We start from the raw sequence: 18,296 nt of genomic DNA on the forward strand, positions 1-18,296 counted from the left end.
TCCCTACCCGCCCAGGGCCGCGCGCAGCCGCACCGCGACGTCGTCGAGCTCGACGCGCGACGGCGGCTCGTGCCGCGCGTCGGTGATCCGCAGCCCGTCCTCGGCGAAGCGCGGGATCACGTGCAGGTGCACGTGATCGACGTGCTGGCCCGCCGCCGCGCCGTCGGACAGGTGCAGGTTCACACCCTCGGCCCAGGCCGCGTCCCGCCGCAGCGCCACGGCCAGCTCCCGCGCCAGGCGCCATATGGCCGCGCCCGTGTCCGCCGGCAAGTCCGCCAGCCCGGTCGCGTGGGCACGGGGCACCACCAGGGCATGGCCGGGATTCACCGGGGCGGTGCTGAGGAAGGCCAGGACCTCGCCGTCGTCGCGGACCACGCTGGCCGGCTCGGCGCCGGCGGCGATGCCGCAGAAGACGCAGCTCACCCCAGCCGCTGCCACAGGAACTCGAAGGCGAGGGCCTGCATGAACGCCGCCTGCGCGTTGGTGGCCGCCCCGCCGTGGCCGCCCTCGAGGTTCTCGAAGGAGGTGACGTCCTTGCCTGCCGCGAGCATCTTCGCGGCCATCTTGCGGGCGTGGCCCGGGTGCACGCGGTCGTCGCGGGTGGAGGTGGTGAACAGGACCGGCGGGTAGGCGGCGGCCGGGTCGACCAGGTGATAGGGCGAGAAGGTCTGGATGTACTCCCACTGCCGGGGGTCGTCGGGGTCGCCGTACTCGGCCATCCACGACGCGCCGGCGAGCAGGTGCGAGTAGCGGCGCATGTCCAGCAGCGGCACCTGGCACACGATCGCCCCGAACAGCTCGGGGTAGCCGGTGAGCATGTTGCCCACCAGCAGGCCGCCGTTGGAGCCGCCCTGCGCGCCCAGGTGGGCGGGGTCGGTCACCCCGCGCGCGACCAGGTCGCGCGCCACGGCCGCGAAGTCCTCGTAGGCCCGGTGGCGGTGCTCGCGCAGCGCGGCCTGGTGCCAACGTGGCCCGTACTCCCCGCCCCCGCGGATGTTCGCCACCACGTACACCCCGCCCCGGGCCAGCCACGAGCGCCCCACGCCCCCGGAGTAGCCGGGCAGCCGGGAGACCTCGAAGCCGCCGTAGCCGGCCAGCAGGGTCGGGGCGGGCCCGCCGGGCGCGACCGGCTCCCGGGAGACCTGGAAGTACGGCACCCGGGTGCCGTCGTCGGACCGGACGAAGTGCTGCTCCACGTGCAGGCCGGTGGCGTCGAAGAACGCGGGTAGGGACTTGAGCCGCTCGACCCCCACGGTGGCGCCGTCGGCGTCGAGGTCGAGGCGGGAGAGGGTGGTGGGGGAGAGGAACCCCGAGGTGGTCAGCCACAGGGCGTCCTCCTCGTCGGGGTCGACCGCGCCGACGGCGATGGTGGCCAGCGCCGGGACCGCGCCGTGGGTGGCCTCGCCCAGGTCCAGCGGGCGGCGCCGCCACGGGCCGGGGGCGGCGCCGGCCGGCGGGGTGAGCACCTCGAGCCGGTTGGTCACGTCGTCGAGGATGTTGAGCACCAGGTGGTGGCGCGTCCAGGAGGCGCCGGCGAGCGACGTCGTGGCGGTGGGGGCGTAGAGCACCTCGAAGTCGCGGTCGCCGGCGAGGAAGTCGGCGAAGCGGGTGGCCAGCAGGGCGCCGCCCGGGTAGGTGCGGCCCGCCACCTCCCAGTCCTCGCGCAGCTCGACGGTGAGCCACTCGCGCTGCACCCCCGGCTCGGCCGAGCGCGGCACGTCGAGCCGGGTGAGCGCGCCCCCCGCGCCCAGCAGGTACGTGTCGGAGTCGTAGAACGCCCGGGACCGCACGACGAAGTCGCGCTCGAAGCCCGGCGTGGTGTCGCGCACGGCGACCACTGACAGGTCCGTGCGTTCCCCGCCGAAGACCTCCGGCGCCTCGGCCAGCGGCGTCCCGCGCCGCCACCGCCGCACGGTGCGGGGGTAGCCGGAGGTGGTCATCGACCCGTCGCCGACGTCGGTGTAGACGAAGACCTCCTCGCCCGCGCCGTCCGCCCAGCCCATGCCGCCCTTGGACTCGGGCCGGCGGAAGCCGTCGGCGACGAAGGTCTTCGTCACCAGGTCGAACTCGCGGGTCTCGTCCGCGTCCGAGCCCCCGCGGGACAGGGACACCAGCGCCCGGGTGAAGGACGGGCGCAGCACGCGGGCGCCGTGCCACACCCAGCCGACGCCCTCGGCCGCGGCGAGCGCGTCGACGTCCATGAGCACCTCCCACTCCGGCTCGGCGGTGCGGTAGGACGCCCAGGTGGTGCGCCGCCAGACGCCGCGGACGTGGTCGGCGTCGGTCCAGAAGTTGTAGAGGTGCGCCCCGCGCTGGACCACGCCCGGGATCTTCGCGGTGGAGTCGAGGACCTCGAGGATGCCGGTGCGCAGCGCCTCGAAGCGGGGGGACGTGGTCAGCGCGGACTCTGCCTCGGCGTTGCGGGCCCGGACCCACGCCAGGGCCTCCTCGCCCTCGACGTCCTCGAGCCAGCCGTACGGGTCCGCGGCCACCGTGACGGTGGCCGCGGACCGGTCGGGGTCGGTGGTGCTCGTCATGCCTGCTATCACACCACGCCGCGGCGACGGGCGGGGCGCCGGTGAACCCGGCGGGGCGCCCGCGGGCCGACGGCGCGTTCCTGGCGGCCCCGCTTCCGTCCCGCGCGCCGCCGAGCAGCGGAAACGCGCCGGCGGGCCGCGCGGGCGGCCTACCCTGCTTCCCGGGGGCGGCGACGGGGCCGCCCGGAGCGGAGGGGACCCATGAGCCAGGTGCACGAGTTCGACGTGGCGACGGATCGGTTGCGGGTGCACGTGCGCGCCGCGGAGACGCCGGTCGCGGACGGCGGCGACGGCGTGGACGGGTGGGCACGGCGCACCGCCGGGCAGCCCGCCGTCGTCCTCGTCCACGGCAACTGCTCCTCCTCGGCCTTCTTCCACCGGCTGCTCGAGCAGCTCCCCGCCGGCTACCGGGGCGTCGCACCCGACCTGCGCGGCTTCGGCGACACCGAGCCGCTACCGGTCGACGCCACGCGCGGCATGCGGGACTTCGCCGACGACGTGCTCGCCGTCATGACCGCGCTGGGCATCGACCGGGCCGACTTCGTGGCCCACTCCGCCGGCGCTGGGGTGGTCATGCAGCTGGCGATCGACCATCCCGAGCGGGTGGGCGCGATCGTCCTCGAGGCGCCGATGTCGCCCTACGGCTTCGGCGGCACCCGCGGCGCGGAGGGGGCGCCGGTGTGGGACGACCACGCCGGCTCTGGCGGGGGCACCGCCAACCGGGACTTCGCCGCCGCCATCGCCGCCGGCGACCGCGGCACCGAGCAGCCGCACTCGCCCCGCAACGTCTTCCGCGCCTTCTACGTCGCGCCCGGCTTCGTCCCGCAGGACGAGGAGATGCTCCTCGACTCGGTCCTCTCGACCCGGATCGGCGACGGGCACTACCCGGGCCCGTCGGTGCCGAGCGAGCACTGGCCCGGCGTCGCGCCGGGCACGACCGGCATGAACAACGCCATCTCGCCGGCCTTCTTCGACGTCAGCGATTTCGCTGAGGTCCGCGGCGTGGGACCGGTGACCTGGGTGCGGGGCAACCGGGACGCCATCGTCTCCGACGCCTCGCTGTTCGACCTCGGCAACCTCGGCGCCCTCGGCGCGATCCCGGGCTGGCCCGGCGAGGAGGCTTACCCCGCCCAGCCGATGGTCGCCCAGATGCGCGCCGTGCTCGACCGCTTCGCCGCGAACGGCGGGGCATACGAGGAGGTGGTGCTCGAGGGGGTGGGGCACAGCCCGCACCTGGAGGTGCCGGGCCGCTTCCGCGACCTGCTCGCCGATGCCCTCGCGGCGCGCCGGGCGGCCGAGCCGCAGGCCGCGCCCGACCCGGCGGGCTGACCGGCAACGAGGCCGAGGTTCTGGTCGCTGTGCCGACCAGAACCTCGACCGCGTTGGCGCAGCTCTGACGCGAGCGCGCCTGGTCGAGGCCCCCTTCCTCGTGGTCAGGCCTCGAGGAGCAGGGCCTCGCCCTGGCCGCCGCCGCCGCACAAGCCCACGGCGGCGCGGCGGACGTGGTCGGTGGCGAGCTGGTGGGCGGCGTGGACGACGAGGCGGGCGCCGGAGGCGCCGATGGGGTGGCCGATGGCGATGCCGCCGCCGTGCGGGTTGACGACGGCGGGGTCGGCGCCGAGCTCGGCGACGGACTGGGCGACCACGGCGCCGAAGGCCTCGTTGATCTCGATGAGGTCCAGGTCGCCCGTGTCCCAGCCCTGCCGCTTCAGCGCCGCCTGGATGGCGCGGGCGGGCTGGGCGTGCAGGGAGGTGTCCGGGCCGGCGACCTGCCCGGCGGCCCGGATCGTGGCCATCACCTTCCAGCCCCGCTCCTCGGCGTGCGCGCGGGTGGTCAGGACCACGGCGGCGGCGCCGTCGGAGATCGGCGAGGCGTTGCCGGCGGTGATCGACCCGCCCTCGACGAACGCCGGGCGCAGCCTGGCGAGGGTCTGAGGCGTGGTGTCGGGGCGGATGCCCTCGTCGCGGTCGACGACCGTCTCGCCCTTCCGCGTGCTCACGGTCAGCGGCACGACCTCGCCGGCGAAGACCCCGGCCTCCCAGGCGGCGGCGGCGCGCTGGTGGGAGGCGGCGGCGACGGCGTCCTGCTGCTCCCGCGTCAGCGGGTACTTCTCGGTGGTGTACCGCTCGGTGGCGGTGCCCATGGCCTCGTGGTCGAAGGCGTCGGTGAGCCCGTCGTGGGCGGTGTGGTCCAGCAGCGTGACCGGCCCGTAGGCGTACCCGGCCCGCGAGCCCGGGAGGAGGTGCGGGGCGTTGGTCATGGACTCCATGCCGCCGGCGACGACGACGTCGGCCTCCCCGGACCGCAGCAGCCGGGCGGCGTCGATGACCGCGGTCAGCCCGGACAGGCACACCTTGTTCACCGTCGCGGTGTGCGCCGACCAGCCGATGCCGGCGCCGATGGCGGCCTGCCGAGCCGGGTTCTGCCCGACCCCGGCCTGCAGCACCTGACCGAGGACGACCGCCTCGACCTCGCCGGGGTCGAGGCCGGCCCGCTCCAACGCGCCCTTGATGGCGGCGGCGCCGAGCTGGACGGCGGTGAAGGAGGCGAGCTGGCCGCGCAGCTTGCCCTGCGGGGTCCGGGCCGCGCCGACGATGACCACGTCGGTAGGCGCCTGGTCGGTGGGAGTGGTGGTGGGATCGTTGATGCTCATGCCTGCACCTCCACGGCGGTCAGCTCCTCGGACACGGCCAGCTCCGGCTCGGTCCGGTCGCGGACCTCCTCCACCGACACGCCGGGGGCGGTCTCGACGAGCACCAGCCCGCCGGGCGTGACGTCGATGACGGCCAGGTCGGTGATGATCCGGTCCACCACGCCGCGGCCGGTCAGCGGCAGCGAGCACTCGCGCACGATCTTCGCGGCGCCGTTCTTCGCGTTGTGCTCCATCAGGACGATGACCTTCCCGGCGCCGTGGACGAGGTCCATCGCCCCGCCCGGGCCCTTGACCATCTTGCCCGGGATCATCCAGTTGGCCAGGTCCCCGGCCTCCGAGACCTGCATGCCGCCGAGGATCGCGACGTCGATCTTCCCGCCCCGGATCATCCCGAAGGACAGCGCGGAGTCGAAGAACGCCGCCCCCGGCAGGGTGGTGACGGTCTCCTTGCCGGCGTTGATCAGGTCCGCGTCCACCGCCTCGTCCACCGGGTAGGGGCCCACCCCGAGGATGCCGTTCTCCGACTGCAGCACCACCTGACGGCCCTCCGGGACGTAGTTGGGCACCAGGGTGGGCAGCCCGATGCCGAGGTTGACGTACGCGCCGTCGGGCAGCTCCAGGGCCGCCCGGGCGGCCATCTGCTGGCGGGTCAGTGCCATCTCAGGCCTCCTTGCCTGTGCTCGCGCCGGCCGCGGTGGTGGCGCCGTCGCTGCCGGCCCCGGCACCGATGGTGCCGCCTTCGCGCACGGTGCGCTTCTCGATCCGCTTCTCGATGTCGGTGCCGACGTGGACCACGCGGTGGACGTAGATGCCGGGCAGGTGGATCTCGTCGGGGTCGAGCGCGCCGGGCTCGAGCAGTTCCTCGACCTGGGCGATGCACACCCGCCCGGCCATCGCGGCCAGCGGGGAGAAGTTCCGCGCCGCCTTGGTGAACACCAGATTCCCGTGCCGGTCACCCTTCGCGGCGTGGACCAGGGCGAAGTCGGTCGTGATCGCCTCCTCCAGGACGAACTCCCGCACCTGCCCGGCGACGGCGAACGTGCGGGTCTCCTTGCGCTCCGAGGCCACCGCCACCCCGCCGGCCCCGTCGTAGCGGCGCGGCAGGCCGCCCTCGGCGACCTGGGTGCCCACCCCGGTGGGGGTGAAGAACGCCGCGATCCCGGACCCGCCCGCGCGCAGCCTCTCCGCCAGCGTGCCCTGCGGGGTCAGCTCCACCTCGAGCTCGCCGGAGAGGAACTGCCGCTCGAACTCCTTGTTCTCCCCCACGTAGGAGGCGGTCATCTTCGCCAGCCGGCCCGCCCCCAACAACAGCCCCAGGCCCCAGTCGTCCACCCCGCAGTTGTTCGAGACCACCTTCAGGTTCCCCACCCCGGTGGCCAGCAGCGCCTCGATCAGCGCCATCGGGTTGCCCGACAACCCGAACCCGCCCACCGCCAGCGACGCGCCGTCGCCGACGTCCGCGACCGCCTCCGCGGCCGAACCCACCACCTTGTCCAACCCGTTCACGCCGGGACCTCCTCGTCGCTCATGCCTCTGGGTACTGTGCACGCCCCGCCTCGTCCGGGGAATCGTGATGTGTCGATAGCGGCTATCACCCGCGTCGATCCTGTGGCCTCATGACCTCGGCGTCGGCTCCGGCGCCGCGGCCTCTCGCCAGCTCCGCGGTGACCTCCCGGACGACGGCCGCCGCGCCGGCCGGGGTCATGACGATCGTGTAGTGGTTCACCTCCGGGACCTCGACCACGCGCAGCGTCGGCAGCCGCCCGGCCCACTCGCGCACCACCGGCGACGGGTAGAGCGGGGCGTCGGCGAGCAGGCCCGCGGGGGCGCGCAGGAACGTGGCGGGCACGGCGAGCGCGCGCAGCGCCGGCAGCAGGGACTCCCCGCTGAACAGCTCCCGCTGGTCGCCCGTCATCGCCTCCAGGCGCGCGGAGGACCGGTAGGCGCCGTCGGCCGGCTCGAGGTCGTAGTCGAAGTACTGTCCCAGGTCCTCGCCCCAGTGCCCGGCGAAGGCCGGGTGCGCCTGCCAGAAGGCGCGGTAGGCGTCGGCGTCGGCGAAGGTCATGGCCAGGCGCTGGGCGGCCGGGCCGAGCACCGCGGCCATGGCGGCGTCGGGGTCCAGGCCGGCCGGCAGGGCCAGCGGCAGCCCGCCGTCGACGAGGACGAGGGAGCGGACGAGGGCGGGGTGGCGGTGCGCGAGGACGACGGCGACGAACCCGCCCATCGAGTGCCCGGCGACGACGAGATCGCTCAGCCCGAGGTGCCGGGCGAGGGCGGCGACGTCGTCGGCGTGCCGGGCCATGCCGTACGGGCCGGGCAGGGCGTTGGAGCGGCCGCGGCCGCGCAGGTCGGGCGCGACCACCCGGACCCCGGGCAGCGCGGGGGCGACCCAGCTCCAGGCCCGGTGGGTGGCGGTGATGCCGTGGACGGCCAGGACCGTCGGCGCGTCGGCGGGGCCGCCCGGGGGTTCCCAGACCCCGGCGTGCAGGGTGCCGCCGTCGACGGCGACGTCCACCTCGGAGTAGGCGTGCGTGGCGAGGCTGGTGCTCATGCGGTCGGTCCTTCCGTCGGGGTCCCCGGGGCGGGGGAGAGGGCGCGCTCGACCAGGCGCATGGTGGCGTCGAAGACCTCGGGCGGGAGGCCGGGCCGCTCGGCCAGGGTGGCCGTCCCGTCGGTGGAGCCCGAGCCTGCGCCGGCCGTGCCGGGGGCCGGGCCGTCGGGCTGCGCCCACAGCACCCACCGCATGCCGGCCATCTCCCCGATGCCCATGAGGGCCCAGGCGGCCACCTCGGGGTCGATCTCCTCGGCGAGCTCTCCGTGCGCGCGGGCCGCGCGGAGGCCGGCCACGTACCCGTCGGCGATGCGCTCGTAGTGCTCGCGCAGCACGTGCGGGGCGACGATCTCGGCCTGCCGCATGATCCGGTACAGCGCCGGGTTGGCGGCGGTGAAGCGGAAGTAGGCGGCGAAGCCGGCCCGCTCGGCGGCGAGGCGGCCGGTCTCGGCGCTGGAGGCGGCGACCATGGCCCGGCGCACCCGCTGGTTGAGGTCGCGCACCACCTCCTCGAACACCTCCTGCTTGGAGGCGAAGTAGAGGTAGAAGGTGCCCTGGCCGACCTCGGCGGCGGCGGTGATCTTGACGATGGAGGCGTCGTGGTAGCCCCGCTCGGCGAAGACCTGGGTGGCGACCTCGAGGATCCGGGCCCTGGTACGGCCGCCGCGCTCGGTGCGCGGCTGGGCGCTCACCGGGCCTCCTCGGCGGGCCGTGGGGCCGTCGGCGGCACCAGGCGCAGCGGTGCGGCCGGCGGCGCCGCGGTCTCGGGCCGGCCCAGGGCGCCGCGGCGCAGCTTGTGCAGCGCGGTGCGGGGCAGCTCGTCGACGAAGCCGACGGTGCGCGGGGCCTTGAACGCCGCCAGCCGGGTGCGCGCGTGGGCGATGACGCCCTCGGCGGTCAGCCGGGCACCCGGCCGGGCCACGACGTACGCGTGGCCGACCTCGCCCCAGCGCGGGTGGGGCACGCCGACGACGGCGGCCTCGCGGATGTCCGGGTGCGCGGTCAGGGCGGCCTCGACCTCGGCGGGGGAGATGTTCTCCCCGCCGGAGATGTACATGTCGGTGAGGCGGTCGACGACGCTGAAGTACCCGTCGCCGTCGCGCTCGACGAGGTCGCCGGTGCGCAGCCACCCGTCGCGCACGGCCGCGGCGGTGGCCTCGGCGTCGCGCAGGTAGCCGGCGAAGACGGCCGGCCCGCGCACGAGCAGCTCGCCGCGGCCCGGGCCGGCCATCAGCTCACCGGTGGTCGGGTCGGCCACGGCCACCTCGACGTGGGGGTAGGGCTTGCCGACCGAGCCGAGGTGGGTGACGGCGTCGGCCGCGGGCAGCGCGAGCACGTTGGGGCCGGCCTCGGTCAGCCCGTAGCCCTGGGTGATGCGCACCCCGCGCGCGTGCCAGGTGCGCAGCAGCTCCTCGGGCATGGTCGCGCCGCCGACGACGGCGTGGGTGAGGGTGGACAGGTCGGCGGTGGCGAAGTCCGGGTGCTCGGCCAGGAGCCGGTAGTTCGTCGGCACCCCCATCATCGTGGTGACGCCGTGCGCGGCGACGGCGGCCAGCGCCCGGCCGGCGTCGAAGTCCGGCTCGAGGATGACGGTGGCGCCGGTCCACCAGGCCAGCAGCGGCTGGATGTTCCACCCGCCCACGTGGAACTGGGGCAGCACGGCGAGCACGACGTCCTCGGCCGTCAGCCCGGTGGCCCCGGCCAGGGAGAGGTTGGTCCAGAAGCAGTTGCCGTGGGTGAGCACCACGCCCTTGGGCGCCGTGGCGGTGCCGGAGGTGTAGACGACGAGCAGCGGGTCGTCGTCGGCCACCGGGCGGGGGCCGGCCGGCGGGGCCGGGTCGGTGCGCACGGGGTGCGGCACGTGCGCCTCGACGCCGTCGGGCCCGAGCAGCTCCACGGCCGGGGCCGGGTCCGTCCCAACGAGCGCGGCCCGGGCGGCCTCGGCCAGCGGCGCCTGGACCAGCACGAGCGCGGGGCGGGCGTGCCGCAGCTGGTAGGCGAGCTCCTCGCCGGCCAGCCGCCAGGACAGCGGGACGAGCACGAGCCCGGCCTTGGCGCAGGCGAAGAAGAGCACGACGTGGTCGGTGCTGTTGCGGGTCAGGGTGGCGACCCGGTCGCCGTGGCCGTACCCGGCCCGCAGGAGCCGCTCGGCCAGCGCGGTGGCCCGGGCGTCGAGCTCGGCGTACGTGGTTTGCCGGCCGCGCTCGTCGACGGCGACCGTGGCCGGGGTGAGCCGGGCCCGGTCGGTGGTCCACCGGCCCAGGGTGTGCCGGTCCGCCGCCGGGGGCAGGGCGCTCACGCGAGCTCCTCGAGCCGGCGGCGCTGGGCGGTCGTCGTCGACTCCCGCGCGCCGGACGCCCGGCGCGGGCCACCCCGGGTGCGCAGCCGCTCGACGGCGCCGGCGATGCCGCCTGGGAGGAACAGCACCACGAGGATGAACAGCACCCCGAGGATGAAGAGCGGCTCGCTCAGCGGCACGCGGAGCACCGCGGGCAGCCCGGCGACGAGGTCCGAGGAGGCGAAGACGCCGAGGCGCTGGTCGAGCAGGGTGTAGACGACCGCGCCAACGACGGCGCCCCACCGTGAGCCGACGCCGCCGAGCACCACCATGACCAGCACCGTGATGGTGAAGTCCGCGGAGGAGATCTGCGGGACCGCCTGGGACTGCAGGACCAGGTACGCCATGCCGATGACGGCGGCGAGGCCGGCGGCGATGACGAACGTGAGCAGCCGGATCAGGTAGGGCTGCTGCCCGATGACCCGCACGCGCATCTCGTTCTCGCGGGTCGCCTCGACCACGTGCCCGGCACGGGAACGCTGCACCCAGGTGACCACGACGTAGACGAGCACCAGGACGCCGAGGGCGACCCAGTAGATGGTGCGGGTGTTGACCACCCCGACCAGGGCGTCCGGCACGTTGGTGGTGCGCAGCCCTACGCCCTCCTCCCCGCCGGTGAGCCCCCAGGTGTTGCGTCGCGCGAGCACGTTGCCGGCCTGGGCGAAGGCGAGGGTGACCATGGCGAAGGAGACGCCGGTGACCCGCAGCGAGACGGCCCCGACGACGTGGGCGAGCACGATCGCGCCCACCAGCACGAGCGCGGCGGCCTGCAGCAGACCGAGCTCGGTGTGCTTGAGGAGGATGCCCAGCCCGTACGCGCCGGCGGCGAAGTACAGGGCGTGGCCGAAGCTGAGCATGCCGGCGACGCCGTAGAGCAGGTGGTAGCTCAGGGCCAGGGCCGCGAACAGCAGGCACAGCGCCATGAGGTGGAGGCTGCCGGGGGTGTAGGTGGGCCCGGGCAGCACCCCGGGCAGCGGGATGTTGAGCAGCGGCAGGCTGAACAGGACGACGACGGCGACGGCGCCGCCCACCCACGGAGCCAGCCGGCGGCGGGGCCGTGCCGGCGGGGCCGGGGCGCGGACGGCGGCGGCCTCGGGGGCCCGCGTGGAGGTGGTCATGCCTTCGCTCCCAGGAGTCCGGAGGGCCGCAGCAGCAGGACGACGGCGAGGGCGAGCACCGCGATGAGATCGCCGACGCCCCAGTAGAAGTTGGCCAGCTGCTGCGGGATGGCCACGAGCACGGCCGCGACCGCCGCCCCGCTGAGCGAGCCGAGGCCGCCGATGACCGTGACGATGAAGGCGAAGATCAGCAGGGTGGCGCCCAGGTGCGCGGAGACGTAGTTGAAGGACTGCGAGGCCAGCACCCCGGCCAGCCCGGCCGCCGCGCCGCCGATCGAGAAGACCAGGGTGAACGAGCGGCGCACGTCGATGCCCAGCGCGGTGACCATCGCGCGGTTCTCCACCCCGGCCCGGATGATGAGGCCGTAGCGGGTGTGCTTGAGGAAGAGCACGAGCGCGGCGAGCACGGCGACGGCGACGGCGACGGCCAGGAAGTTGTCGTTGGAGATCCGCGCGCCGAGCACCGTGGTGGTCGAGCCGAGCCAGGCCGGGCCGGCGATGGTGATCGCGTCGGTGCCCCACACGCCCTCGAAGAGCGCCACGGTGGCCAGGCCCAGCCCGACGGTCACGAGGACCTGCTCGATGTGCCGGTTGTACAGGGGCCGGATGAGCAGCAGCTCGGTGACCGCGGCGATGGCCGCGCCGGCGACGGCGCCGACCAGCAGGGCCAGCAGGAACCCGGTCCACGTCGTGGCGCCGACCCGGCGGGCCACCTCCCACCCGGCGAAGGCGCCGAGGGTGAGGAAGGAGCCGTGGGCGAAGTTGAGCACGCCCATGAGCCCGTAGATGAGGGACAGGCCGGATGCGACGAGGAAGTACAGGGCGCCCAGGCCCAGGCCGGTGATCAGCAGCAGGACGATGGTGCTCACTTCGCGCCCTCCGGTGCGGTGGCGGCGGGGCCGCCGGGGGTCGGCACGGTCGCCGCGGCGGCGACCGTGCCGGCGGTCTCGGAGTGCACGCCGAGCAGCCGCTGGACGGCGTCGGGGTCGGCGAGCAGCTCGCGGGCCGGGCCGGTGTGGACCACCCGGCCGGAGTCGATGACGACGGCACCCTCGGCGAGCCGCTCGATGACGGGCAGGTTCTGCTCGACGAGGAGGATCGGCACGGTGCGCGCGGCCTCCGCGAGGGCCTCGGCGACCTCGGCGACGATCTTGGGCGCCAGGCCCTTGGTCGGCTCGTCCACGAGGAGCAGCCGGTTGTCGTTGAGCAGCGCCCGGGCCAGGGAGAGCATCTGCTGCTGCCGCCGGAAAGGGTGCCGGCGCGCTGGCCGGACCGCTTGACCAGGTCGGGGAAGAGCGCGGCGACGAGGTCGCGGCGCGGGGCGGCGTCGCGCTCGGCCAGGCGCAGGTTCTCCGCGACGGTGAGGGAGCCGAAGACCTCCCGGTCCTCGGGCACGTAGCCGATGCCGCGGCGGACGATGCGGTGGGGGTCCTCCCGGTCGATGCGCACGCCGTCGAGCACCACCTTCCCGGACCGGCTGATCAGGCCGAGGACCGCCTTCATGGTGGAGGTCTTGCCGACCCCGTTGCGGCCCAGGACGGCGGTGACGCCGGTGGCCGGGACGGTGAAGGTGATGTCCTCGATGACCTGCTGGCCACCGATGGCGGCGGAGAGGTGCTCGACCTCGAGGATGGCGCTCATACGGCGGCTCCCAGGTAGGCGCTCTGCACGAGCGGGTCGGCCATGATGGCGCCGGGCGCGTCCAGCGCGAGGATGGTGCCCTGGTGCAGCACCGCGACCCGCTCGACCAGTCCGAGGACGACGTCGATGTGGTGTTCGACCATGAGGACGGTGCACCCGTGGCCGCGGTGCAGGCGGCGGATGACCTCGGACAGGCCCGGCACGTCCGCGCGGGCGACGCCGGCCATCGGCTCGTCCAGGAGGATGACAGCGGGCTCCATGGCGAGCAGGACGGCGATCTCGAGCTTGCGCTTGTCGCCGTGGGACAGCCCACCCGCCGGGACGTCGGCCAGCTCGCTCAGGCCCACCTCCTCCAGGTGGGCCAGGGCCTCCCGGGAGGCGTCGTCGCCGCGCCGGGGGAAGCGCAGCACCGAGAGGTTGCCGCCGAGGCGGCGCTGCGCGGCGAGGCGGACGTTCTCCGCCGCGCTCAGCCCGGGGAAGAGGTTGGAGGTCTGGAAGGTCCGGCCCAGGCCCGCCTTGGCGCGGCGGTGGACCGGCTCGTGGGTGATGTCGGTGCCACCGAGGCGGATCCGGCCCGCGGTGGGGGCGTGGATCCCCGAGATCATGTTGAACAGGGTCGTCTTGCCCGCCCCGTTGGGGCCGATGACGCCGATCATCTCGCCGGGCGTGACCTCGAGGTTGACGTCGGTGAGGATCCGCGCGCCGCCGACCTGAAAGCTCAGGGACTCGACGGCGAGCGCGGGGGTGCTGGGCATGCTGGTCCTCTCGGGCCTCGACGATGCGCGACCACATCGCGGTTCTGGCTGCAGCGAGAATGCCGTTCTGGCTGCAGCCGCGGTCGCGGCTTGGCTGTGAGCGCGGGTGCTTCGCGGGACTGCGGTCACGGGCTGGGCCGCCCGGCAGCCTCGTGGACGACGGCTGCCGGGCGACCGGCTCAGCCGGCCTCGGGCGGGGCCACGTCGTCGGCGGTGGCGGTGGAGACGAGCTCGGGCTTCCACCCGCCGTTGCCGTCGGAGACGAGCCGGGCCTGGAACATCGGCTGGATGAGCGCGTGGTCGCCGGCGCGGATGGTGTAGCTGCCCTTGGGGCCGTCGAAGCTCCAGCCCTCGAGGGCGGTGATCATGGCGTCGACGTCGTCGGCGCCGCCCGCCTTCTCCACGGCGCGGACGATCATCTGCGCGGCCGTGAACCCGTCCGGGGTGAACAGGTCCGGGGTGCCGCCGGCCTTCTCGACGTGGTCGATCATCGCCGCGTTGATCTCGTTGTCCGCCGCGCCGGGGAAGTAGTGGTTGAGGAAGTCGATCTTCTCCGACGCCGCGCCGTAGGCGTTGTAGGTGGAGGCGTCGCCCAGGCCCGTGACGACGGTGACGTCGTCGAGCACGCCCTGCTGGTCCAGGGCCTGCCACATGGCGCCGGAGGTGGCGCCGGCCCAGGCGACGAACACCATCGTCGGCCTGGCCTGGAGGACCTGCGCCGCGAACGGGGTGAACTCCGTGACGTCCTCGGGCACCATCACCGAGGTGACCTCGGCGCCCTGCCCGCCCAGCACCGCCTGCACGGCGGCGAGGTTGCCCTGGCCGAAGGCGTTGTCCTGCGCGAAGACGAGCACCTGCTGGCCCTTGACGTCCGCGAAGGAGCCGGCGGTGGCGACGTCCTGGAGGGACTGACGACCAGAGCGGAACGTGTAGTCGTTGATCCCCGTGAGCGCGTCGGTCGCCGCGGGTCCGGAGACGTACAGGACCTTGTTCTGCTCGGCCTGCTCGGCGAGGGACAGCGCGATGCCGGAGGACGCGGTGCCCCCCAGGATGGTGTATCCCTGGCCGATGAGGTCGCGGGCGAGAGTGACGGCCCGGTCGGTGTCGCCGCCGTCGTCCTCGAAGGTGACCTTGAGCTCGCGCCCGTTCACCTCGCCGGTGCCGTCGGTGGCGTAGTCCAGGCCGGCCTCGAACCCCTCGGTGAAGGTCTTGCCGTAGGCGGCCAGCGGGCCGGTGGTCGAGGTGATGATGCCGACGTTGATCGGCTCTCCTCCCTGGCTGGCCCCCTGGGAGGAGCCGGTGCCGGCGCTGGCGCTGTCGCCGCCGCTGCTCGAGGGGGCGCACGCGGCGACGGCCAGCATGGTGGCGACGCCGAGGGTCAGAGCGAGTGACTTCCTTGTGGCTCGCATGAGACCGCCTTCCTTGGTGGTGCACCTCCCAACCTGAGAGGTGATTCAGGTTGCATCTTCTGGGGCGCACCCGGCGGAAACAACGTGCCTGCACACATATCTGCGGGCCGGCACCCTGAGGCTGCCCACATATGCCACCTCGCACGCGCGAGGGCGGCCGACCCCCTCGGGTCGGCCGCCCTCGGTGCGGGAACGGGCGGGAAGATCAGGTCAGCGGCTGCCCGGGTACGTCATCGGTCGCCTGCCCCTCGTCGAAGCGCCCCCGGACGTCCTCCTCGGCGTCGAGGGTGGCGTCGGTCGCCTGCCCCTCGTCGAAGCGGCCGTGGATCCCCTCCTCCGCGTCGAGGGTCACGTCGGCGGCCACGCCCTCGTCGAAGCGGCCGTGCACCGCCTCCTCGGCGTCGAGAGTGGCGTCGGCCGCCTCGCCCTCGTCGTACCGGCCGTGGAGGCCCTCCTCGGTCTCGCGGTCCACCGGGTCCTGCCCGCCGGTCATGGGAGATTCGCTCATCGCGCGCCCTTCGCCGTCACCTCGTCGTGGGCTCCGAGTGTCGCGGGCACCGGTGGTCGCCGCAACCGTTTCCGGCGCGCGCCGTCGCGCGGCACGCGGCGAAGCGGTCAGAGCTCTGGGGCCGATCAGAAGTCCGTCCGGCCGACGTCGGGCTCCTCGGTGGGGGTGGCGCGCTCGCCGTCGTCGAACCGCCCGTGCGGCTGGCGGACCTCCTCGGCGAGCTCGGCGTCGCTGATCTGGCCCTCGTCGAAGCGGCCCCGGATGGGCTCGTCCGGCGTGGGGGCGCTGGTCCCCGAGCGCTCGCCCTCGTCGAACCGCCCGTGCGGCTGGCGGACCTCCTCGGCGAGCTCGGCGTCGCTGGCCTGGCCCTCGTCGAAGCGGCCCCGAGAGAGCGTGACGGGGGGCTCGGGTTCGTCAGCGGGAACAGAGCGGGGGGTGGTGTCGTCACTCATGGCGTCCCTCCGGTCGATCGGAGTGTGCGACTCGCCGTCCCGCCAAGTCTCCCGCTGGTGGCGCCCAGCGGCAAGATTCGGCGGACGGCGGACGGCGGACGGCGGACGGCGGACGGCGGAGACAGGACGACGGCGTGGCCGGAACCCCGACCACGCCGTCGCCGAATGGCGGTCACTCGTCGCCGATGTGCTGGTCCGCGGCCGTCTGTCCCTTCTCGAGCTGCTCCTCGTACTTGCCGCCGGTGCGCTCGTTGAGGGCGTCCGTGCCGCGCTGCAGCGCGTCGTCGCTCTTCTCCTCGCCCTTGTCGGTGTTGAGGAAGTCCTTGGCCTTCTCGCCGAGGTCCTTGGCCTTGTCGCCGATGCCCATGTCCTCGTCCCTTCGTCGGCTGCGCACGCCGGCCGGCGCGGCCCTTCCAGGCTCCGTCCGGCCGAGCGGGCCCCGCAACCGCAGGGGAGGGGCCGGGGACCGGCCCTGGCCCTGGCCGTAGCCCTGGCCCTCCGGCTGCGGGGCTCGCTCCGTTGTCCCGGCCCGTCCGCCGTCGTCCCATCGGCCCCTGCCCGCCCTGGTTAGCCTCGGGGCATGACGCAGATCCACGAGCTCTCCGCCCGCGACCTCGCGGCCGCCGTCCGCGCCGGCGACGTCTCGCCGCGCGAGGTCGCCGATCACACCCTCGACCGCGCCCGGCGGCTGGGCCCGGACGTGGGGGCCTTCGTGCACGTGGCGGAGGAGCGGGCGCGGGCGCAGGCCGCCGAGGCCGAGGAGCAGCTGGCGGATGGCGGTGGGGCGGGCACGCTGCCGCCCTTCCTCGGCGTCCCGGTGCCGGTCAAGGACCTCACCATGGTCGCCGGGCTGCCGTTCGAGTGCGGGTCGGCCGCCTTCGCGGGCGCGGTCGCCCCCGTGGACGACGGCGTCGTGACGCTGCTGCGGGCGGCCGGGACCCTCATGGTCGGCAAGACCACCACCCCGGAGCTCGGCCTGCCGCCCTACACCGAGCCCGACGTCGCCGCCCCCGCCCGCAGCCCGTGGGACCGCAGCCGTACCGCCGGAGGGTCGAGCGGCGGCGCCGCCGCGGCGGTCGCCGCCGGAATCGTGCCGGTCGCCCACGGCAGCGACGGCGGGGGCTCGCTGCGCATCCCGGCCGCCGCCTGCGGCCTGGTCGGGCTCAAGCCCTCGCGGGGGCGGGTCTCGCCGGGCCCGTACGGCGTCGACGGCGCGGCCCTGGCCACCAACGGCGTGCTCAGCCGCACGGTGCGGGACACCGCGGCGTTCCTCGACGTGCTCTCCGCGCACTGGCCGGGCGACGCGCACCTGCTGCCGGAGCCGCGCACGAGCTTCCTGGACGCCTGCGACCGGGCGCCGGCCGCGCTGCGGGTGGGCGTGCTCACCGCGCCGGTCAATGTCGCCGATGCGCCGGTGCACCCCGGGGCGCGCGCCGCCGTCGACCGGGCCGCCCGGCTGCTCGAGGGCCTGGGCCACCACCTCGACGAGGCGCCGGTGCCGTTCTCCCCGGAGCAGTGGGACGCCTTCATGCCGCTGTGGTCGGTCGGCGCGCTCGCGGCCCCGGTGCCGCCCGAGCGCGCGGAGCTGCTCGTCCCGCTGACCCGGTGGATGCGGGAGGTGGGCCGGGGGTTCAGCGCCGCCGACTACGCGCGGGCCGTCGGCGACGTCCAGCGGCTGACCCGGCAGACGGCGCTGGCCTGGTCGGCGTTCGACGTCATCCTCTCCCCGACGCTGGCCCAGCCGCCGGTGAAGATCGGCGCCATGCGCGACGACGCCGACCCCGCCGGGGACTTCCAGGCGCAGAAGGCGTTCACCCCGTGGACGTCGGCGTGGAACCTCATCGGCGCCCCGGCGATCTCCCTGCCGCTGCACCGCGAGGTGGTCGAGGACGGCGACGGGCCGCGCGAGCTGCCCTTCGGCGTGATGCTCGGCGCCCGGCTGGGCCAGGAGGAGGCGCTGCTGGGCCTCGCCGCCCAGCTCGAGGCGGCCGATCCCTGGCCGGTCCTCGCCCCCGACTACCGCTGAGAGTCCCGGGCCCCGCCCGTCTTGCCGGCTGCGGGCCCGTCCGCCTGGGCGGCGCGCCGGTCGGCCTCGGTGCCGATGCGCTCGTCCGCTGCGTGGCGGCCCCGCTCCACCCGGTCGGTGTAGCGACCGCCCGTGAGCCGGTCGGCGAGCCCGGCCGCGCGGTCGAGGACGGCGTCGCTCACCTGCTCGGCCCGTTCGGTGCGCAGGGCCGCCTGCACCTTCTCGTTCTGGAACGCCTCCTTGGCCTTACGGGCTAGGTCCTCGGCTGCCATGTCGGTCCTTCCGGTCGGGCTCCTCACGCTAAGGC

18 protein-coding genes and 1 pseudogene are annotated in these 18,296 nt (G+C 74.9%); 2 read left to right on the forward strand and 17 right to left on the reverse strand.

Annotated elements, in window-relative coordinates:
• Positions 1-3: 3 nt before the first annotated feature.
• Positions 4-423 (reverse strand): HIT family protein, encoded by a 420-nt coding sequence (locus tag GD880_RS11055; protein WP_152231682.1) that lies wholly within the window; start codon positions 421-423, stop codon positions 4-6.
• A complete protein-coding gene (locus GD880_RS11060) occupies positions 420-2,537 on the reverse strand; it encodes a prolyl oligopeptidase family serine peptidase (RefSeq protein ID WP_152231683.1) in 2,118 nt (705 codons plus the stop codon). Before GD880_RS11060 ends, GD880_RS11055 begins: the two co-directional genes overlap by 4 nt.
• 201 nt (positions 2,538-2,738) lie before the next feature.
• Between GD880_RS11060 and GD880_RS11065 the strand changes: the two genes are divergently transcribed.
• Entirely contained in the window at positions 2,739-3,866 is a 1,128-nt protein-coding gene (locus GD880_RS11065; RefSeq protein WP_152231684.1) for an alpha/beta fold hydrolase, read from the forward strand.
• Positions 3,867-3,970: 104 nt separating this feature from the next.
• On the opposite strand, the gene GD880_RS11070 is transcribed toward GD880_RS11065, so the two are convergent.
• The 14 genes and pseudogenes from GD880_RS11070 to GD880_RS11135 all read right to left on the reverse strand — a co-directional run bounded on the left by GD880_RS11070 (position 3,971) and on the right by GD880_RS11135 (position 16,330).
• On the reverse strand, positions 3,971-5,191 hold the full coding sequence (locus GD880_RS11070; RefSeq protein ID WP_152231685.1) for an acetyl-CoA C-acyltransferase: 1,221 nt from the start codon (positions 5,189-5,191) through the stop codon (positions 3,971-3,973).
• Positions 5,188-5,850, reverse strand: a complete 663-nt coding sequence (locus tag GD880_RS11075; RefSeq protein WP_193314458.1) for a CoA transferase subunit B — start codon at positions 5,848-5,850, stop codon at positions 5,188-5,190. The genes GD880_RS11070 and GD880_RS11075 overlap by 4 nt, the downstream gene beginning before the upstream one ends.
• A gap of 1 nt (position 5,851) precedes the next feature.
• Entirely contained in the window at positions 5,852-6,697 is an 846-nt protein-coding gene (locus GD880_RS11080; RefSeq protein WP_193314459.1) for a CoA transferase subunit A, read from the reverse strand.
• 85 nt (positions 6,698-6,782) lie between these two features.
• Positions 6,783-7,742: an alpha/beta fold hydrolase gene (locus GD880_RS11085; RefSeq protein ID WP_152231686.1), complete on the reverse strand. Its 960-nt coding sequence runs from the start codon at positions 7,740-7,742 to the stop codon at positions 6,783-6,785.
• A complete protein-coding gene (locus GD880_RS11090) occupies positions 7,739-8,434 on the reverse strand; it encodes a TetR/AcrR family transcriptional regulator (RefSeq protein WP_152231687.1) in 696 nt (231 codons plus the stop codon). Before GD880_RS11090 ends, GD880_RS11085 begins: the two co-directional genes overlap by 4 nt.
• Entirely contained in the window at positions 8,431-10,041 is a 1,611-nt protein-coding gene (locus tag GD880_RS11095) for an AMP-binding protein (RefSeq protein WP_226909581.1), read from the reverse strand. Before GD880_RS11095 ends, GD880_RS11090 begins: the two co-directional genes overlap by 4 nt.
• The gene (locus GD880_RS11100) at positions 10,038-11,198 is read right to left on the reverse strand and encodes a branched-chain amino acid ABC transporter permease (protein WP_152231688.1); all 1,161 of its coding nucleotides are present in this window, start codon (positions 11,196-11,198) and stop codon (positions 10,038-10,040) included. The genes GD880_RS11095 and GD880_RS11100 overlap by 4 nt, the downstream gene beginning before the upstream one ends.
• A complete protein-coding gene (locus GD880_RS11105) occupies positions 11,195-12,067 on the reverse strand; it encodes a branched-chain amino acid ABC transporter permease (protein WP_152231689.1) in 873 nt (290 codons plus the stop codon). The genes GD880_RS11100 and GD880_RS11105 overlap by 4 nt, the downstream gene beginning before the upstream one ends.
• Positions 12,064-12,839: pseudogene (locus GD880_RS11110) on the reverse strand (ABC transporter ATP-binding protein). Before GD880_RS11110 ends, GD880_RS11105 begins: the two are co-directional and overlap by 4 nt.
• A complete protein-coding gene (locus GD880_RS11115) occupies positions 12,836-13,594 on the reverse strand; it encodes an ABC transporter ATP-binding protein (RefSeq protein ID WP_152231690.1) in 759 nt (252 codons plus the stop codon). The pseudogene GD880_RS11110 and the gene GD880_RS11115 overlap by 4 nt, the downstream one beginning before the upstream one ends.
• Positions 13,595-13,773: 179 nt before the next feature.
• Positions 13,774-15,003, reverse strand: coding sequence for a substrate-binding domain-containing protein (locus GD880_RS11120; protein ID WP_152231691.1), 1,230 nt, complete (start codon positions 15,001-15,003; stop codon positions 13,774-13,776).
• 205 nt (positions 15,004-15,208) lie between these two features.
• The gene (locus GD880_RS11125) at positions 15,209-15,511 is read right to left on the reverse strand and encodes a hypothetical protein (RefSeq protein WP_152231692.1); all 303 of its coding nucleotides are present in this window, start codon (positions 15,509-15,511) and stop codon (positions 15,209-15,211) included.
• 125 nt (positions 15,512-15,636) lie between these two features.
• On the reverse strand, positions 15,637-15,963 hold the full coding sequence (locus GD880_RS11130; protein ID WP_152231693.1) for a hypothetical protein: 327 nt from the start codon (positions 15,961-15,963) through the stop codon (positions 15,637-15,639).
• A gap of 172 nt (positions 15,964-16,135) precedes the next feature.
• Positions 16,136-16,330, reverse strand: coding sequence for an antitoxin (locus GD880_RS11135; protein ID WP_152231694.1), 195 nt, complete (start codon positions 16,328-16,330; stop codon positions 16,136-16,138).
• 213 nt (positions 16,331-16,543) lie between these two features.
• Here GD880_RS11135 and GD880_RS11140 point away from each other — a divergent pair, with 213 nt between their 5' ends.
• A complete protein-coding gene (locus GD880_RS11140) occupies positions 16,544-17,989 on the forward strand; it encodes an amidase (protein WP_152231695.1) in 1,446 nt (481 codons plus the stop codon).
• On the opposite strand, the gene GD880_RS11145 is transcribed toward GD880_RS11140, so the two are convergent.
• Positions 17,980-18,261, reverse strand: coding sequence for an Rv0909 family putative TA system antitoxin (locus GD880_RS11145; protein WP_152231696.1), 282 nt, complete (start codon positions 18,259-18,261; stop codon positions 17,980-17,982). The genes GD880_RS11140 and GD880_RS11145 overlap by 10 nt on opposite strands.
• Positions 18,262-18,296 lie beyond the last annotated feature (35 nt).

This window comes from Georgenia ruanii, assembly GCF_009193175.1.
Lineage (GTDB): Bacteria > Actinomycetota > Actinomycetes > Actinomycetales > Actinomycetaceae > Georgenia > Georgenia ruanii.

Excerpts from the sequence above, each read along its gene's own strand:
- GD880_RS11060 (WP_152231683.1), bottom strand. The coding sequence starts at position 2,537 with ATGACGAGCACCACCGACCCCGACCGGTCCGCGGCCACCGTCACGGTG.
- GD880_RS11065 (WP_152231684.1), top strand. The coding sequence starts at position 2,739 with ATGAGCCAGGTGCACGAGTTCGACGTGGCGACGGATCGGTTGCGGGTG.
- GD880_RS11070 (WP_152231685.1), bottom strand. The coding sequence starts at position 5,191 with ATGAGCATCAACGATCCCACCACCACTCCCACCGACCAGGCGCCTACC.
- GD880_RS11075 (WP_193314458.1), bottom strand. The coding sequence starts at position 5,850 with ATGGCACTGACCCGCCAGCAGATGGCCGCCCGGGCGGCCCTGGAGCTG.
- GD880_RS11085 (WP_152231686.1), bottom strand. The coding sequence starts at position 7,742 with ATGAGCACCAGCCTCGCCACGCACGCCTACTCCGAGGTGGACGTCGCC.
- GD880_RS11100 (WP_152231688.1), bottom strand. The coding sequence starts at position 11,198 with ATGACCACCTCCACGCGGGCCCCCGAGGCCGCCGCCGTCCGCGCCCCG.
- GD880_RS11115 (WP_152231690.1), bottom strand. The coding sequence starts at position 13,594 with ATGCCCAGCACCCCCGCGCTCGCCGTCGAGTCCCTGAGCTTTCAGGTC.
- GD880_RS11120 (WP_152231691.1), bottom strand. The coding sequence starts at position 15,003 with ATGCGAGCCACAAGGAAGTCACTCGCTCTGACCCTCGGCGTCGCCACC.
- GD880_RS11125 (WP_152231692.1), bottom strand. The coding sequence starts at position 15,511 with ATGAGCGAATCTCCCATGACCGGCGGGCAGGACCCGGTGGACCGCGAG.
- GD880_RS11130 (WP_152231693.1), bottom strand. The coding sequence starts at position 15,963 with ATGAGTGACGACACCACCCCCCGCTCTGTTCCCGCTGACGAACCCGAG.
- GD880_RS11135 (WP_152231694.1), bottom strand. The coding sequence starts at position 16,330 with ATGGGCATCGGCGACAAGGCCAAGGACCTCGGCGAGAAGGCCAAGGAC.
- GD880_RS11140 (WP_152231695.1), top strand. The coding sequence starts at position 16,544 with ATGACGCAGATCCACGAGCTCTCCGCCCGCGACCTCGCGGCCGCCGTC.
- GD880_RS11145 (WP_152231696.1), bottom strand. The coding sequence starts at position 18,261 with ATGGCAGCCGAGGACCTAGCCCGTAAGGCCAAGGAGGCGTTCCAGAAC.